The sequence below is a fragment of the Candidatus Polarisedimenticolia bacterium genome, assembly GCA_035764505.1.
Classification (GTDB): Bacteria; Acidobacteriota; Polarisedimenticolia; order Gp22-AA2; family AA152; genus AA152.
The window spans coordinates 1-17,291 of record DASTZC010000081.1; the positions used below are offsets into that span (position 1 = coordinate 1).

The 17,291-nt window shown below is 67.7% G+C and carries 12 protein-coding genes; 5 read left to right on the plus strand and 7 right to left on the minus strand.

The features are described from left to right. Nucleotides 1-410: SufE family protein (locus VFW45_05435; protein HEU5180212.1), on the plus strand; the 410-nt coding region annotated here is incomplete at its 5' end. A gap of 3 nt (nucleotides 411-413) precedes the next feature. Here the strand turns inward: VFW45_05435 and VFW45_05440 are convergent. From VFW45_05440 to VFW45_05450, 3 genes are all read right to left on the minus strand, one after another. After that, nucleotides 414-1,319: a pseudouridine synthase gene (locus VFW45_05440; protein ID HEU5180213.1), complete on the minus strand. Its 906-nt coding sequence runs from the start codon at nucleotides 1,317-1,319 to the stop codon at nucleotides 414-416. After that, nucleotides 1,316-2,095: an alpha/beta fold hydrolase gene (locus tag VFW45_05445; GenBank protein ID HEU5180214.1), complete on the minus strand. Its 780-nt coding sequence runs from the start codon at nucleotides 2,093-2,095 to the stop codon at nucleotides 1,316-1,318. Before VFW45_05445 ends, VFW45_05440 begins: the two co-directional genes overlap by 4 nt. Nucleotides 2,096-2,317: 222 nt before the next feature. After that, nucleotides 2,318-2,563 carry a DUF2188 domain-containing protein gene (locus VFW45_05450; protein ID HEU5180215.1) on the minus strand — a complete coding sequence of 82 codons (246 nt, stop codon included), beginning with the start codon at nucleotides 2,561-2,563 and terminating at the stop codon, nucleotides 2,318-2,320. A 247-nt stretch (nucleotides 2,564-2,810) separates the two neighbouring features. Between VFW45_05450 and VFW45_05455 the strand changes: the two genes are divergently transcribed. Continuing rightward, nucleotides 2,811-3,356 carry a superoxide dismutase family protein gene (locus tag VFW45_05455; protein HEU5180216.1) on the plus strand — a complete coding sequence of 182 codons (546 nt, stop codon included), beginning with the start codon at nucleotides 2,811-2,813 and terminating at the stop codon, nucleotides 3,354-3,356. Between the two features lie 109 nt (nucleotides 3,357-3,465). Continuing rightward, entirely contained in the window at nucleotides 3,466-5,268 is a 1,803-nt protein-coding gene (locus tag VFW45_05460) for a UbiD family decarboxylase (GenBank protein ID HEU5180217.1), read from the plus strand. Nucleotides 5,269-5,277: 9 nt separating this feature from the next. On the opposite strand, the gene VFW45_05465 is transcribed toward VFW45_05460, so the two are convergent. From VFW45_05465 to VFW45_05475, 3 genes are all read right to left on the minus strand, one after another. After that, the gene (locus tag VFW45_05465; GenBank protein HEU5180218.1) at nucleotides 5,278-7,296 is read right to left on the minus strand and encodes an adenylate/guanylate cyclase domain-containing protein; all 2,019 of its coding nucleotides are present in this window, start codon (nucleotides 7,294-7,296) and stop codon (nucleotides 5,278-5,280) included. Beyond that, nucleotides 7,296-10,733: a tetratricopeptide repeat protein gene (locus tag VFW45_05470; GenBank protein HEU5180219.1), complete on the minus strand. Its 3,438-nt coding sequence runs from the start codon at nucleotides 10,731-10,733 to the stop codon at nucleotides 7,296-7,298. The genes VFW45_05465 and VFW45_05470 overlap by 1 nt, the downstream gene beginning before the upstream one ends. A gap of 135 nt (nucleotides 10,734-10,868) precedes the next feature. Continuing rightward, nucleotides 10,869-13,016, minus strand: coding sequence for a hypothetical protein (locus tag VFW45_05475; protein HEU5180220.1), 2,148 nt, complete (start codon nucleotides 13,014-13,016; stop codon nucleotides 10,869-10,871). A gap of 180 nt (nucleotides 13,017-13,196) precedes the next feature. Between VFW45_05475 and VFW45_05480 the strand changes: the two genes are divergently transcribed. Both VFW45_05480 and VFW45_05485 read left to right on the plus strand, forming a co-directional pair. After that, nucleotides 13,197-14,033 (plus strand): MBL fold metallo-hydrolase, encoded by an 837-nt coding sequence (locus tag VFW45_05480; GenBank protein HEU5180221.1) that lies wholly within the window; start codon nucleotides 13,197-13,199, stop codon nucleotides 14,031-14,033. 69 nt (nucleotides 14,034-14,102) lie between these two features. Continuing rightward, nucleotides 14,103-15,962, plus strand: a complete 1,860-nt coding sequence (locus VFW45_05485; GenBank protein ID HEU5180222.1) for a SpoIIE family protein phosphatase — start codon at nucleotides 14,103-14,105, stop codon at nucleotides 15,960-15,962. 4 nt (nucleotides 15,963-15,966) lie between these two features. On the opposite strand, the gene VFW45_05490 is transcribed toward VFW45_05485, so the two are convergent. Then, nucleotides 15,967-17,235 (minus strand): GAF domain-containing SpoIIE family protein phosphatase, encoded by a 1,269-nt coding sequence (locus VFW45_05490; protein HEU5180223.1) that lies wholly within the window; start codon nucleotides 17,233-17,235, stop codon nucleotides 15,967-15,969. Nucleotides 17,236-17,291 lie beyond the last annotated feature (56 nt).

The window sequence follows — 17,291 nt, forward strand, 5'->3', positions numbered from 1 at the left end:
GCTCCGAGCGGATCCAAATCCTGATCGACATCGCCGGACGGTTCAAGAAGGTGGTGGTGCCGGAGAGCGTGGCGACGCGCCCCTTTCCGGAGGACCACAAGGTCCCGGGATGCGAGTCGCAGGCTTACGTCTGGGCCACCGACCTGCCGGATGGCACTCTCAAGTACACCTTCGCCGTCGAGAACCCCCAGGGAATCTCCGCCATGGCGACCTCGGTCATTCTGGCGGAGACTCTTTCCGGCGCACCGCTGCGACAGATTCTCCAGGTCCCCAAGGACATCATCTACACCATCTTTGGCGATGAGCTCTCCATGGGGAAAAGCATGGGGCTGATGGGGATCATCGCAATGGTGCAGCACCTTGCCCGGCGCAAGCTGGAAGAGCAGGGCTCCGGATCCCCTGCGGCTTAGTGTCTAGCTGCCGGAATCCCTGCTCCGGCGCAGGGGCATCGGAGGCGGCGCCTCCAGGAAGAGCGGCTCTCCAGTGGAAGGATGCTCCAGCTGAAGCCTGTGGGAGTGCAGCAGGAACCCGCCTTCGCCCGGACGGGACGTCGTTCCGGGCAGAGGCACCCCGCCGGGACCGTAGAGAGGATCGCCGGACAGCGGATGGCCTGACGCCGCCAGGTGGATGCGCGCCTGGTGCGGCCTTCCCGTGACGATCTCGATCTCCACCAGAGCTTGATTCTCCCTTGCCTCCAGGACCTCGACGCGGCTGAGCGAAGGCTTGCCTGCCGCGGTCGCGGCATGGACGAAGCCTCCCTCGCGATGCGGAATCTTCCCGATCGGAACGTCGACCGTGAACGATTGTCTCAGCGGCACTCCGGCGACGAGCGCGCGGTAAGACTTGCGCACCTTCCCCGCGCTCCAGTCGCGGGACAGGCGGGCGGCCGCCGGGCGGTTTCGCGAGCACAGCACCAGGCCCGTGGCCGGGCGCCCGATCCGGTGCAATGGCGACGCTTCGGGGTACCGCCGTCGCAGGAGTGCCAGGAGCGTGTGCTCCAGGTAGCCGCCTCCCGGGAGCGTCGGAAGACCGGCCGGTTTCAGGACTGCCAGCAGGTCGGCGTCGCGATGCAGCAGGGCGAACGACAAGGGAGCGGTCGGCTCATCCCAGCCGGGCCGCTTCCAGGTCAGGGTCTCGCTCCCCCGAAGGACGGCTCCGGGCCGGGCCGGCTGTTCGTCGAGCAGGACGCTGCCGGAGAGAATCCTCAGCTCCCACTCCGGTCCCGCCGTGTGGGGGTAGCGACGCGCGAGATAATCCAGCAGGGTTTCCCCGGCGGCTGCACCCTGGACGGGCCCCCGATACTCGTAGCCGCGATTCATGGCGCCGCCACGGAGGCGCGCGCGGCGAAAGGGAAGGCGCGGCGCGTCAGGATCGACTCCCACAGCTTTCCCCAGGTAATCCAGTCGTGGCCGCCGGGGAGAACGATTACCCGCTCGGGAGGAAGGATTTCCGCCAGCAGGCGTTGCGCGGCGGCGTAGCGATCGGACTCACCGAAGGCGAGGAGGACCGGCGGCGCAAGCGGATCGCGCGCGATGCGCCGGAGATGCTCCCAGTTGCGCGCGAAAAAGGGCTCGAACGACCTGGACAGGTCTGGGCTGCCGGGAGACCAGCGCCCGAGCCCTGCCGCGCTAATCTCCTCGATCATCGCCTCGGGACCGAGGAAGGGGCCCATCAGGATAATTCCGGCGATCGAGCCGGAGTATTCACGCGCCGCCCCTACCGCGGCGGCCGCGCCCACCGAGATCCCCACCAGGGCGACTTCCGTGTAACCGGCCGTCCGCGCCGGCTCGAGGACGTCCCGGCGGAGCCGTTCCAGAGGATCTGCTTTGAGGTAATAGCCGAAGTGCAGATCCACGGCGAGCAGGTCGGCCGCCAGACGATGCTCGCGAGCCGAAGCGACGAATCCATGGCGTTCGAAATGCGTCGCTCGCGAGCCCCGGCCGGGCATCAGGACCACCAGGCGATCCGACCGGCCGGAAGCGGTGGAAGGATACGAGGTGGTCGGAACAGGAACCGAGGCGGGCGGCAGGAAAAGCGATCGGATGCCGTAATGAACCCCGTCCACGAGATGGCGCGCGATGTGACGCGGATTCATGACCTCACGTCCTTCGATGCATGTGCTCCGGCGGGTCCGCCCCTGGCCGGGGCGCCGGGCTGGAGCCGGCCCGGCGCCCTGCGTTTCATCGATCAGCGGCCTATGGCCTTGAATCAGCCGGCCTGCGGTCTTCGATCAAACGGCCTGCGGCCTTGGATCAAACGGCCTTCGGCCTTGGATCAAACGGCCTTCGGCCTTGGATCAAAAGGCCTGCGGCCTTGATCAGCCGGCCCGCCGCCTCGGATCCGCCGAGCGCGGGTAGGTCCGCTCTTCCTCGAACCTTCCGGTCCGATCCTTGATCTTCACGGACCCCCCTTCCGGCCCCAGCGCCTTGGCGACGCCGCCGCCTCCGATAGCTTCCTCTTTCGTGTCGAATTCGTCGCAGATCTCGCCCGTGCCGTCTTCCAGGAGGGCCCATTTCCGCTTCGCATCATCATAGGTCAAAGTGTACCTGGGAATGTTTGGCATGGATTCTCCCCTTCTTGTGCCGACCGGATGGCAGGATTCGAATCTATCGTCCCGCGGCCGGACGGACAATGCTTTTTCCCCCTCTTTATGGCTCCGGAAAAATCGGCAGGGAAATACCCGGAGTCCCTTCCGATCCGGTGCGCGCCCGCGGGCGAAAGTATTGAGGCGACGGCCCCAGGGCGCTTATTTCCCTCGCGCCGGGAGTTGCGGTAGATTACCTTGCGGTTCACTTTTCAAAGGAGTCACAATGAAGAAGGGTGGGATTCTGGCTCTGGGCGCCGCGGCCCTGCTGGCGGCGGGAGCGGCCGTCGCCGACAGCTCGCCATCCGGCAAGTCGGCGGCGCAGACGGCGCCCGCAGGCAAGAGATCGGTGCCGATCGAGGGAAGGAGCGGCAGCAGCCTCACCGGGACGGCGGAGTTCATGGTGCACGGCGGTCAGATGATGATCACGGTCAACGTCAAGGGCGCCCCTCCCGGCACCCACGCCGTCCACATCCATGAGAAGGGGGACTGCAGCGCCCCCGACGCCTCTTCGGCCGGAGGCCACTTCAACCCCGCCGGTCACCAGCACGGCGCCCCCGACGCCAAGGAGCACCACGCCGGGGACCTGGGCAACATGGAGGTGAAGTCCGACGGCACCGGGTCGCTGATGATCCACTCCTCCGACCTGTCGCTCGAAGGAGCCAACTCGATCGTCGGCAGGGCAATCATCGTGCACGAGAAGTCCGATGATTTCGTGACCCAGCCCACCGGCAACGCCGGAGGCCGCATCGGCTGCGGCGTGATCAAGTAGACTCTCCCGCGCGGCGGGATTCCTTCCGGCCGGACGGACGCCACTCCCGCGTCCTTCCGGCCTTTTTGTGTCCCGCGGGAGATCGGCGCTGAGAGAGACACTTTCGGATTTGAGAGCCTTCCTGGCGCGCCTGCGCGAGGCCGGGGAGGTTATCGAGATCCCCACCGAGGTCGACCCGCGTCTCGAGGCCGCGGAGATCCATCGCCGCGTGGTCGCCGCCGGCGGCCCCGCGCTGCTGTTCCGCCGGATGAAGGGGTCGGGCTATCCCGCCGTGACCAACCTCTTCGGGACCGCGCGGCGCGTCGAGCTGGCGTTCGGGACCCGGCCCGCCGAGTTGCTGGCGCGCGCCGCGCGCCTGCCCGAGACGCTGCTTCCTCCGAGCCTTTCGAAGCTCTGGGACCATCGCGATCTCCTGTCGACTCTGCGCCGCATCGGGCTTCACCGCCGGCGCCGCGGTCCCGTGCTGGACCGGATCGAGTCCCCGCCGCGGCTGCGCAGCCTGCCGGCGCTGACCACCTGGCCGAAAGACGGCGGACCGTTCATCACCCTGGGGCAGGTCTACACGGAGAATCTCGCCGGCTCCGGCCACAACCTGGGGCTGTACCGCCTGCAGATCTTCGACGATGCGACCACCGGGATGCACTGGCAGATCGGCAAGGGGGGCGGGTTCCATCACGCCGCGGCGGAAGCGCAGGGGAAGCCGCTGCCGGTCGCCGTCTTCCTGGGAGGTCCGCCGGCGCTCACGCTGTCGGCGGTGGCGCCGCTGCCGGAGAACGTGGGGGAGCTGCTGCTCGCCTCGCTGCTGCTGGGCGAGAAGCTCCCGGTCACTTCGAGCGCGCTCACACCCCATCCTTTGGTGGCGGGCGCCGAGTTCGCGCTGCTCGGGGAGGTCCCGGCGGGGGAGCGCCGGATGGAAGGTCCCTTCGGGGACCACTACGGCTATTACTCCCTGGCACACGAATATCCCGTCTTCCGGGTGCGGGCGGTGGCGTGCCGCGAGGACGCGATCTACCCCGCCACCGTCGTCGGCAAGCCCCGCCAGGAAGACTTCTACCTGGGCGATTTCCTCCAGGAGCTGCTGTCGCCGCTGTTCCCGGTGGTGATGCCGGCGGTGCGCGCCTTGTGGTCGTACGGCGAGACCGGCTACCACTCGCTGTCGGCGGCGGTGGTGCGCCAGCGCTACAAGCGCGAGGCGCTCGCCTCGGCTTTCCGCATCCTGGGGGAGGGACAGCTGTCGCTCACCAAGTTCCTGCTGCTGCTGGACCGACCGTGCGACCTGAAGGACTTCAAGACGGTGCTGACGGAGGTGCTGCGGCGCGCCGACTTCCGCACCGACCTCTACGTCTTCGGCAATCTCTCCATGGACAGCCTCGATTACGCCGGCCCGCGGATCAACGAGGGGAGCAAGGGCGTCCTCCTCGGCGTGGGGGAGCCGATCCGCGAGCTGCCGGCGGAGTTTTCCGGGCAGCTCCCGCCGGGGCTGCGCAAGGCGATCGTCTTCTGCCCCGGCTGCCTGGTGGTGGAGGCGCCGCGCTTCCCGGAACCCGGGACTCCGGGCCGGCCCGCCGCCGATCTGGCGCCCTACCTGGGACATCCATCCCTCCAGCCCTGGCCGCTCGTGGTCTTCAGCGACGACGCGACGCGCTGCGCGCGCAGCGTCTTCAACTTCCTCTGGAGCACCTTCACCCGGTTCGAGCCGGCGGCCGACCTGCATGCCCGCTCGGTCGAGCTGGTCCGCAACCACCCATCGTTCACGCCGCCGGTGGGGCTGGACGCCCGCATGAAGCCCTGGTATCCGGAGGAGCTGTTCTGCGACGCGGAAACGAAGGCGCGGGTGGATCGGCGATGGAAGGAGTACTTTCCAACGGGTGGCGTGGAGATGGGAGATTCCGACCGGGCGCACCTCGACTGAGGCGGTGCGTTACTTCGTCTCGAAGTGCACCACCCCGTCCCAGTCGGCGGGAGGCTCCTGAGCGAAGCGCGTCAAGAGGTCGAGATAGAGCTCCGAGGGGCCGTCGCGCCCGCCGAGCAGATCGCGCGTCTGGCGGAAGCCCTCGGCGGCCCGCTCCAAGCGGCGCTCGGTGTAATCCTCCAGCGCCTCCTGGAAGCGCCGCAGTGCCGCGGCGGGGAGCGGAGATTCCTCTCCTTTCAATCCCAAGAGCTCGAAGAGCTCCACCGGCTCGCCCCGGCCCACCACCCGGGCGCGCCCGAGGCGACGCGCCAGGAAGGCCCCGCCGGTCCGTGAAAAAGTCTCGCCGCTCACCAGGGCCACCGTCCCCCAGGCTTTGTTGAGGCTTTCCAGCCGCGACGCCAGATTCACCGCGTCGCCAATCGCGGTGTAGTCGAAGCGCTGCGCCGAGCCGAGGTTCCCCACCACCATCGCCCCGGTGTGCACCCCGATGCGGGTGATGAGGCGCCCTTCACCCAGGCCCACCGCCTCCGCAACCTTCCGGTCGCGCGCCAGCTCGAGGGCGGCCCGGCAGGCGCGCGTGGCGTGGTCGTCCATGCGCAGCGGCGCCCCCCACAGGGCGAACACCGCATCGCCGATGTACTTGATGAGCGTCCCCTCCGCCTCGAAGATGTGGCGGGTCGCCTTCGAGAAGTAGTCGTTGAGCAATGCCGCGGTCTGGTGCGCGCTGAGCGATTCGGCGATCGTCGTGAAGCCTTTCAGGTCGGTGAACAGCGCCGTGGCGACGATCTCCTCGCCCCCCAGGTTGAGGGAGTCGGGGCTGGCGGCAATGCGCCGCGTCATCTCGGGGGAAAGGTACAAGGAGAAGGCCCGCTTGATGCGCTCGCGCTCCCGCACCGTGGTCAGGTAGTACCAGCCGAGGCAGAGCACGCCGGCGATCGGCAGCTGGATGGCGCAGGGAATCACCACCGGGAGCCAGAAGTGCCAACGGGCGAACCCCACACCGGTCAGCGCGAGCGTGCCCAGCTCCATGGCGCCGAAGGCCAGTACTCCCCACAAGGGACGCAGCGCCAGGAAGACCAGCGTGGCGGCGAGCGGCAGCAGCAGGAGCATGGCGGCCTCGGCGCCGCGCGGCAGGAGCCGGATGCGCCGCCCCTCCAGGAGGTTTGCCGCCACCGTGGCGTGCACCTCCACCCCGAAGGTCAGATCACCGGCGGCTCCCCGGAACGGGGTCAGGAAGGCGTCCTTGGCAGAGATGCCGGTGGCGGTGGCCTGCGACAGCCCGACGAAGACCACCTTGTCCTTGAAGTAGTCGGGCGGGAGGTACTGCGCCGGATCGAGCGCCTGATAGTAGGAGACGGTCGGAATGGTGCGCGGCGGCCCGTAGTAATCGATGAGGCGGGGTCCGGTGTCACGAGCCTGGAGGTTCTTCGCGGCGACCCGGACGGCCGCCAGGGAAAGGGCCTCATGGCCCCCGTAGGACATCGAGGCGGTGCGGATGATGCCGTCGCGATCGGTGGAGAAGTTGGCGTTGCCGACCGCCGCGGCCGCCTCGGCGAAAGGCGGGTAGGGATCCTTCATCTGGAGGCGGCGGAAGCGCGGGTCATCGACCTGATCGACGGTCGAAGCGAGCACGACATTGCCCGCCTCCGACAGGGCCGCTTGCAGCTCCTCGTCCTGCGCTGCGTCGCGCGGCTCCTCGAAAAGAACGTCGAAGGCGATGGAGGAGGCGCCGGCGCTCTGCAGGGTCCGGATGAGGGTGGCGTGCAAGGCGCGCGGCCAGGAGTCGGTTTGTTTGACGCCCAGCTCCGGGTAGGAGTCGTCGTCCAATGCCACGACGCGGACGCGATCCGGCGACGGTAGCGGCCCGCGGATCTGGAAGAGGACATCCAGCCCGCCGCGCTCGAGGTTTTCCCCCGGCGCCCAGCGGGACAGCAGGACTCCCACCGCGCCCGGGATCAGCGCGATCAGCAGCGCGGCCCTGAGCTTCCCGGGGCGCTTCCGGGAATTCGGGCGCCGCGGCGAAGCCATCAGTAGGTGAGCGTCACCCGGAGGCTGACGGTGCGGGCCGGGATTACCGAATCCTGGATGGTCCGCTCGTAGAAGTCGAACTCGCGATCACCCAGGTTGCGCGCCTGCAGCGTCACGCTGCCGTAGCGTTTCGGGAAGCGGTACCCCACCATCAGGTCCTCGATCCAGAACTTGGTGTTGATCGAGTTGCGGCTGCTCGACGTGAAATCGTCGAAAGTGTCGACCTGCTGGTCGTAGCGGGTGCCGGCGACCCCGGCGAAGAAGCCGCTGGGGAGGTAGAAGCGCACCTGCGGCCGCAGGCGCTGCGTCTCGATGTAATCCTCCCAGGTGTTGGTCGCGAGGAGCACCCGCGTGTAGTCGAAGTCGTACTGCTCGACGGAATACTCCACGCCGGCGGAGACGAAGCGCCCCAGCGCGGCATTGACGTAGGCGTTGAGGTAGTCGTCCTTGCTCTCTTTGTGGTCCACGATATCGGCGACCTGGAAGCCGCAGCCGCCGAAAGGATCCTCGGTGGAGCAATAGGCCTGCGGGATGTTCAGGTCGCGGCGCACCACCGACAGCCCGCCGAACAGCCGCTTGCCGAACTCCTGGTCCACGCCGAAGCCGTAGGACAGCGAGTGGGTGCCTCCCGGCTCCTCGTAGAGCTGGTTGAATCCGGAGATCTGGGTCGGCTCGAGAGTCTGCACGCGCCCGAGGCTCGGGGCGAGGCGGTACCAGCCGGCGGCGCGCAGCGTCGTCTTCGAAGGCAGGTAGAGGGAAACCCCGGCCTTGGGACTGAACTTGGTCTCGGAGAAATCGAGATCCTCGGCGGCGCCGATGCCGGAGTTGCGCGGCAGTACCAGCCCGGTGGGAACGTCGACGCTCTCCACGGCGACCCCGGCGGTGAACTCCCAGGGACTGCCGTGCCTGCGATATTTCATGTAGCCGTAGCCGTTGAAGAAGGTGTCGTCCCCTTCGAGCTGTCCCGCCCCCTGGTCGAATTCGGTGGTGCCGTCGAAGCCGCCGACCCCGGCGATCCAGCTCATGCTCTCGCCGGTCTTGAAGACGGTCTGCGCCTCGACCTGGGGCCCTTTCAGCGTCCCATCGCCCTTTGCCTGCGTGAAGAGATCGGTGATTTCCTGGTCCAGGTCGTTGTAGATGCCGGAGACGACGAGGTGGGCGGACGGGGAGAGCCTGCGATGCCATCCGAATCCGACGTTGGTCAAACCGGTGTTGATCCGCTCGTAGAGGATCAGTGCCGGGGTCTCCGTCAGCGGCTGGTCGCCCGTCTCGCGCCGGCCGATCTGGGCGTTGACCTGGAAGCTGTCCTTGTAGCCGGGCGAGTACTCGAAGAAGCCGCGGTAGGTGGCCAGGCGCTGGTCGTTGTTCTGGCGGAACCCGTCGTCGTCGAACTTGCGGTACGAGAGAGCCCCGGCATAGTGATCCCCGTTGACCGTGCCGGTCACGTTGCCGTCCCAGAAGTTGCTGTCATCCAGCTCGGTGGCCTGATCGCACGGAATCCCCCCCGGAAAGCCGGGCGGGAAGCAGAGGACGTTCGAAGGGACCACCTCGTCCAGCTCGGTGTCGGTCTGCCCGTACTCGAAGGCCCCGAAAGCCCGGGCCCGCGGCCGATCGAACAGTGCCGTATATTCGTTGAAGGAGACGTTGCTCTCGTTGATCACGTCGGGCCGCGCCGCGTTGACGTTGGCCGGCTGGAAGATGCGGGCCTGCAGGACCTCGCTCAGGAAGGCCGGTGCGTAGTTCGGTGTGGTCCGGTAGGTTCCCGACAGGAAGAGATGGCTGGAGAAGTTGGCCTGATCCTGATCGGCACTGCGCCGCGCCGTGACCATTCCCAGCTGCTCGAAGCCGAGATCGTTGTAGACCCGCGCCATATCGCTGGCCCGGGTGGCGGTGTCCTGGTCGAGCAGGAGGCGCGAGCGGTAGACGGCGCGCCGGTCGTTGCGCTCGATCGATTCCTGCATCGCCGTCAGCGCCTCCAGCGGGCGGTTGTCGTTCTGCTTGAGGATGGCGTCATAGAGGTAAGGTGTCGGGTCGTTCGGGTCGAGCTCCTTGGCGGTCGCCAGCTCCTTGCCTGCCTCGGGAATGCGGCGCTCCTCGTAGTAGGCCTTTCCCAGATACGAGCGCGCCAGCGAGTCGGCCGGGTCGAGGGTCGCCGCCGTCTGCAGCGACTCGCGCCCTTTCTCGACCTGCTTGGTGCGCATCTGCGAGATTCCGAGGCCCAGGTGCGCCAGCGGAAGTCCCGAATCGGCCTGAACTGCCTGCTCGAACAGCTGCCTTGCCTTGCTTGAGTTGAACTCGGCCAGCTCCACGAAGCCCAGCACCGACAGGGCGCGGGCGTTGCCGGGGGCGGCCTTCACGGCCGCTTCGGCCATCGACCGGGCCTGCTCGATGTTTCCCTGGGCCATCAGCATCTCGGCGGTGCGTGCCTTCGCCTCGCCGCTGGAGGGATCCAGCTCCGACGCCTTTCGGGCCAGGGCCGTAGCCTTGTCGATGTCGAAGGCGCCCTGCGCGGCAATCGAGCCCGCCAGCGCCGCCGCCGCGGAATCGGGGGCCGCCGCCATCGCTTCACCGGCCAGCTTCGTCGCATCCTCGCGCCGGTTCTCGCCCGAGGCGATCACCGACGACAGGGCCAGTGCGATCGGGTCGCGCGGATTGGTCTTCAGCGCGCCGTCGACCAGGGGCTTGGCTTCATCGACCTGGCCGGCGGAGAGCTTCGTGGCGGCGCGAGAGAGCGAGTCGCCCGCGGCTCCCTGCTTCTCGAGCCGGGCGGCGTCGCCCTTTCCGAGGATCGGCGGGTAGTAGAAGCTCCAGGCCACGGCGTCGCGCGGGTGCACCAGGGTGCGGCGGACCGGCGCCTTGCCCGGCTCGACGTAGGCCTGCTCCCCGGGCCGGACCTCCAGGCTCCCCTGGGCGTTGCTCGCCTGAACCACCCCTTCGAGCATGGTGATGGTGACGGTGGAATCCTCGGCCACGTCGACCTCGAACTCGGTCCCCTTGATCGCGGCGGTCACGGTCGGCGTCTCGATCTTTCCGAAATCCTTTGGCGTGCGGCTGGAGAAATAATGCTGTCCGGAGAGGACCTTCAGCACTCCGGGCGTGTCACCCGCGGGCGGCAGGATCTCGACCTCGCTCTTCTCGTTGAGCCGGTGCAGGGTCTGGTCGGCGTAGAGGAGCGACGCCCGGCTGGCGGCGCCGGTGCGCACCCGATCATGCCCCTGAAGCGTCTGGTTCACCGTTGCAGGGGCCCAGCCGGTCTTTCCGGACGGGCGCGACTCCACCGTGTTCTGCATCGAGGTAATCCGGGCGACGGCCGGCCCGGCGGCGAAGGAGCCGCCGCGAATCGAGCCGAAGAGGACCAGGACGGGTAGCGCGGCCAGGGCCGCGGCGCGGAGCGCGCCCGGGATTCGGGCCGTCGCGGCGCGGGGCAGTGACGACATGCTCAGACCCCCGTATCAGAACTGCGATTGTGGATTGGAAAGCGGCCAGCCTCGTGCTGCAGGGTTGCAAAAGAAACCCCCCGGGGGATGGCCCCCGGGGGGGAAAGACGTGACTTCTCGCTCCGGATTCGCCCGTTATTGCAGGACAAAGCCCGTGACGAACCGGCGCCCGTTGATATCGATCGTAAGAGTGTAGATTCCGGCACCCAGCTCCTTCGTCCGCATGTTGTAGATCCACTGCGAGGAGTTGGTGTTGTAGCGGAAGAAGGGATCATTCGTGTTCGCGTCGTCGTTCAGGTTGATATGCGAGATGTCCAGGGCTCCGAGCGCGGCTTCCGAAAGGCCCACGATCTGCGGCGGATTAATCATCGAGCCGGTGAGATTGATGCCGCCGCACAGGAGCTTCATCTTGAGGGGACGGGACTTGCCGACGGCGAACGGCTTCGGAGGGAACGGCACGATCTCCCCTTCGGGAACGAGCTTGGCCATGGGGGAATCGAGGCCGACCAGGCCGTCGAAGGTGCGATCCGCCACGGCGCAGGCTCCGGCGATCCCCAGGCTGACGGGGACGTCGAAGACGATCGGCCCGGACGACGAGTTCCCGGTGAAGTGCAGATTGAACGGTCGGGCAACATCCCCGGGATGATTGATCGGCAGCGTCACGACGAACGGGGAGAGGTTGGTCGCCGGCGTGACGGGGCTGGGCGGGAGATTGCAGTCGCCGCTTCCCGCGGCAGCGCCGGCAATCGAGCCATAGGCCTGGGTGGCGCCCGCGATGGTGATGCCCACCGGATTGGCGACGCCGTCATCCGTGAGATCGACCGGAGGGCTGCTCAGGGTCGCGGAGACTCCGGTCAGCGCGGTGTTGCCGGCATTGATCACGGAGATCTTCAAGCTGGCCTTTTCCCCCGGCCCCATCAGGCCGTCACCCGTCGCATCGGCCACGGCCACCAGATAAGGCGACAGGAAGATGGCGGGAATCCCTTTGGTCAGATCGGGGAGGAGCTGCATGTAGGTTCCCTGGGTCGGAGGCAGGCCGTTGTCGCACAGGCCGTCGAGGCCGACCGGGCTGCCGCCGGCACAGTAGATGAACCGGTTCACAACCTCCTTGGCGAGAACCGCGCTGGTGTGGCAATCGCTGAAGCTGCCTCCCGGCGGGAGGGTCTCCTGGATCGGCTGCGTCTCGCACAGCGGCGCCTCCACGGGCAGAGGAGCCGACGTGCGCAGACCGGCGCCGCTCCCCGTGCACTGGCAGGATTGTCCCTGGCTGCAGGTTCCCTGGCCGGTGGACGGGCAGAGGTTATTGCAATTGATGCCGCAGCCGCCGCAGTTCTGGGAGTCGGTGTGGATGTTCACGCACTGGTTGTCGCAGGCGGTCTGGGTCGGCGGCGTGCAGGTGACGCAGGCCCCGCTGGTGCAGATCTGGTTGTCGCCGCAGGCATTGCCGCAGCCGCCGCAGTTATTGGGATCCGACAGCAGGTCGACGCAGGCTCCGGCGCACAGCGTCGTCCCGGCAGGGCAGCCGGCGACACAAGCTCCCTGCGAGCAGGACTGGCCCGAGGGGCAGATGTTGCCGCAGGCGCCGCAGTTGAGGACGTCGGTGAGGTAATCGACGCAGGTGCCGTCGCAGTTCAGCTGGTGCTCTGAGTTGCAGCAGCCGGGAGGAAATGCCGGAACGTCCAGGGTAACGGTCGAGTTCGACGGATTCCGCAGCGTGGTGGTGTAGCCCACCTGCCCGGTGGAGACTTGCCCGACGCTGCTGGTGGCGCTGAAGACCAGCTGATCCGGGCTGAAGAACTGGATCAGGCTCGAGGTCAAAGATGCGTTCGACAGCGTCACTCCGGTGGAGGAGAGCGATCTCCCCGGCACCGCGAACGGTCCGCGGGTGGTGATGGGATCGGGCCCGGCAGTCTTGGTGAAGCAGATATCATTGCTGCACAGCGACCCGGTGTAGGAGACGATCGACGAGCCGGTCTCCCAGGTGTACTTGACGCCGATGCCGGTCGCCGTTCCCGCCGCGATGTTGGTGCTGAAGCCGCCCGGCGCGGCGGAGGGATAGCTGAAGGTGAAGGCGTCGCCGACCGCCTTGTTGGTGATCTTATTCTCCACCTTGGGGGGGAAGGTCCTCAGGATCGTCAGAGTGACGGAGCTCTCCGCGCTGTTGGTGGTCTTGCCGTCCAGGTCGATCGACTTGGATGCGGCCCAGGCGGCGAGAACGCCGAACGCGGCGGCTATCGCGAGGATAACGAGAAATGCATGAGGCCTTCCGGACTTTCCAAGCATGAACACTCTCCTAGACGAGCGGCCCACGTACTTGCGACCAATCTGTTCTGTTAGAATTCCGCGGCGAAGAGCTGGAATGGCTTTATACTATACGCCCTTTGACCAAAATGTAGCACAGAAATAACAGGTTTTGCACGTCAGGTTGGAGCGGCCGCCTCACCGGCGGTCAGCGAGGGAGCTTTGACCGACCCGGGCTACAAGCTGCGGTTCTGGGGAGTGCGGGGCACCGTACCCACGCCGGCACGCGAGATGCTCAGCTTCGGCGGCAACACCGTCTGCCTGGCGGCGGCGCTGGGGGAGCAGGAGTTCCTGGTCCTGGACTGCGGCAGCGGCCTGCGGCTGCTGGGAAACCACATCGCCTCCCTGCCTCAGGGGATCCCCCGCCGATATCATATCTTCCTTTCCCACTATCACTTCGACCATATCGAGGGGCTGCCGTTCTTCCCCCCGCTGTACGATGCGCACTCGGCCTTTACCTTCCACGGCTTCAAGTCGGATGGACGGTCGACCCGCGAGATTCTCGAGGGGCTGATCTCTCCTCCCTACTTCCCGGTGCGGCTGGCGGGAGTCCCCGCCCGCGTGGAGTACATCGACACGGATGGCTTTCCGATCAAAGTCCGGGATGTCCAGGTGAGCTGCCTGCCGCTGCGCCACCCGGATGGGTCGCTCTCCTATCGCCTCGAGCACGCCAACCGGCGCGTCGTCTTCGCCACCGACCACGAGCATGGGGACGAGGCGACCGACAAGGCGCTGGTCAAGTTCTCCGAGGGGGCCGACTACCTGATCTACGACGCCACCTATCTGCAGGGGGAGTACGAGAGCCTGCGCCGGGGCTGGGGGCATAGCACCTGGTACGCCGCGGTGCGGACGGCCCGCCTGGCGGGGGTGAAGAACCTGGTTCTCTTCCACCACCATCCCGACCATACCGACTCCGACCTGGAAGAGGTCCTGCGCGTGGCGCGGGAGGAGCTCCCCTCCACCGAGATCGCGCGGGAAGGAATGGAGCTTCCTTTTTGAGCCCTGCCGTCCGATAGCCCGAAATCCCCCTTTCATGCATCCCTTGAATCGTCCTCTCCGGGAGAAGCCTTGAGACTTCCGCTGCGCTGGAAGCTGATTCTCGCCATCTCTCTCCCGGCCATCGCGGTGTGGGGGGCGATGAGCTGGATCCTGGCGGACCAGGCCGGGCGCCGGAGCGAGCGACGCCTGGAGGAGGAGTCGACGCGGCGCATCGGCCGGATCGCTGCGCTGATCGAATCGAGGGTCGAGCGGATTGCCGCAACCGCCGGGCAGGCGGCCGCAGCAGCGGGGAAGGCGCCCGATCTCTCCGAGGCGGCCTCGAGGTCGCTGCTGGAGGCGGCTCTCGAGAACGAGCCCGCCATCCTGCGGGCCGGCGCCGCATGGAAGCTCCCCGGCGAGCCAGGCGCGCACGGGATCGCTCTCACGCGAGCCGCGGGAGGCTTCGAGGCCGAGACACTCCCGGAGGAGGCGGCGTCGAGACAAACGGCGGATACGGCGGGCTGGAAGGTGCCGGAAGCGGAGCGTGGTCCGGGCCTGGTTTTCACGGCGCCGTTTGCCCGCCCGAGCGGCGGGCAGGGCGATCTTTCCTTCGAGGTGTCCCTGGAGGATCTCTGCGCCGGCCTTCCCGTGGAGCTGCGCCGGGAGGGGGCCTATGCCCTGGCGGGCCCGCAAGGCAGGATCCTCTGCGCCTTCGCTCCTCCCGGAAGCCGGCTTCCCGAGGAGGTATCCCTTCCGGAGATCGTACGCAAGTCGGGCCGCGCCGACCTGGAAGATCTCGGCCGCCGCATCGCGTCGGGAGAGACCGGCATCGCGCGCGCCCCGGGACTCCTCACGCCGGATCGGCGCTGGTTCGCCTACGCCCCGATCCATTCCCTGGACGGCTACCTGATCGCTTCGGTCCCCGAGTCGGTGGTCCTGGCCTTCTCCCGCAGCCAGATCTACATCGGCTTCGTGCTGCTGTCCGCGGGGCTGGCGGCGCTTTTGGGGATCATCATCGCCATGTCGACGCGCATCACCGCGCCGCTGTCGCACCTCTCCGGCGCGGTGGCCGAGCTGGGGACGGGAAACCTCAAGACGCGGGTGACGGAGGTGCCGGCGGGAGACGAGATCGGCGATCTGGCGGCGTCGTTCAACCGCATGGTGGGCGATCTGGAGCGGCACGTCGAGGCGCTGCAGCGGGAGACGGCGGCGCGCGAGAAGGTGGAAGGGGAGCTGCGGGTGGCGCGCGGCATCCAGACCGCGCTGCTGCCGAAGCGCCTGCCCACCGGGTCGAAGTTCGAGATCTCCGCCACCAACCTGGCGGCGCGCCACGTGGCGGGCGATTTCTACGACGCCTTCCTGAGGAACCCCGACACTCTCGTCCTGCTGGTGGCCGATGTCTCCGGCAAGGGACTGCCCGCCGCTCTTTTCATGGCGGTGTCGCGCACGGTCCTGCGCCGGCTGCTGCACTCCGAGGCGCCCTTGTCGGAGGTCCTGGCGCAGGCGAACGAGTCGCTCGAGGGGGAGAACGTGGGCGGGATGTACGTCACCCTGTTCGCCGGCATCTACGACATCCCCTCGGGCACGCTGCGCTACGCCAACGCCGCCCATCCCGTGCCCCACCGCATCGATGCCCGCGGCAAGGTCACCGACCTGGGAGAGGTCACCGGGACGATGGTGGGGCTGCTGCCGGCGCGCACCTACGAGGAGAAGGTCGAGCATCTGGCGGTGGGGGATCGGATCCTGATCGTGACCGATGGCGTGCCGGAGGCGAAGGACGCGGCCGAGGAGTTCTTCGGGGACGAGCGGCTGAAGTCGCTGCTGGGTGCCGGGGATCCGGGCGAGACGGCCGACGCGCTGCGCCGTCGGGTGATTGCGGAAGTGGAGCGCTACCAGGGGGAGAACCTGGCGGACGACGTGACGGTGATGGCGCTGCGCCGATTGGGATGAGGGGCTAACGCGGCAGGCGGCGGACCAGGAGCATCGTCATGTCGTCGGCCTGCGGAACCGGCCCGCAGAAGCGCTCTACCTCGGCCACGATGCGCTCCAGAAGCCGCGCCATCGGATCCCCCTGATGCTCCTGGACGAGGCGGGCGACGCGCTCCTTCCCGAAGGCTTCCTCCTGCGGGTTCTCGTATTCGAAGATCCCGTCGGTGATCAGTCCCAGGATGTCCCCCGGGCCCAGGTCGTGCGATCGGGCCTCCGGGAGCGGCAGGCCCGCCATGAACCCCATCGGGACGGTGGAGGCCTCCATCCACTCGCAGGTTCCCGACTGCGCGTGAAAGTGCAGCAAGGGTCCCTGGCCTCCGGCGTGGTAGATCACCCGGTGCTTCTCGGTGTCGAGCAGCCCCAGGAAGGCGGTCACGAAGCGGTTGTCGGGGAGATCGTCCACCAGCTGATCGTTGATGTGCCGGAAGGCCGAGTCGAGGTCGCTCCCCAGGCGCACCGCCATGCGCAGCATGGCCCGCACCTGGGTGACGCTGAGAGCGGGGCCCACGCCGTGCCCGGTGGCGTCCCCGAGCAGCAGCATGAGACGGTTCCCGTCCATGGCGATGATGTCGAAGATGTCGCCGCCGGTCTCGTTGGCGGGCCGGCTCCAGCCCGCCAGATCGTAGCCGGCCAGACGCGGCACCGCCTTGGGTAGCACCCGCGCCTGGATGTCCCGCGCCACCGAGAGCTCCTGCTTCAGCTTCTCGTTCTCCACCAGCTCCATCAGCATCTGCGTCCGCTGGATGGCCACGGCGCACTGCGCGGCGAGAGCCGTGGCGATCGACTCGTCTTCCTCCGAGAAAACCCCCTCGCGCTTGTTGAGCACCTGCATCACCCCAACCAGCGAGTTGTCGTAGCCGATCAGCGGGACGGTGAGCAGGCAGCGGGTGCGGTAGCCGGTCTTCTGGTCCGCCTCGCGGTTGAAGCGCGGGTCGTTATAGCAGTCGGGGACGTTGATCACGGCGCGGCGCTCGGCGCACTCGCCGATGATGCCGCGGTTGGCCGGGAAGCGCAGCGCCGTCACGCCGGTGGCCACCGTCGTGGTCAGCTCGTGGGTCTTGGGGTCGTAGAGAAACACCGATCCGCGATCGGCGTCGAGGACGGCCCGCGCCGCGTCGATGACATGGCTCAGGGTGGTATTGAGATCGAGGGGCCGGGCCAGCTCGCGGGTTACGGACAGGATGCGCTCCATCGCCTCTGCGGTGGGGGACGAGCGAACCTTCTCCTGCCCCATGTCCCGTGACCTCCCCACAAGTGTCCGGTTAGAGTAACAGAGAACCGTTCCGACGC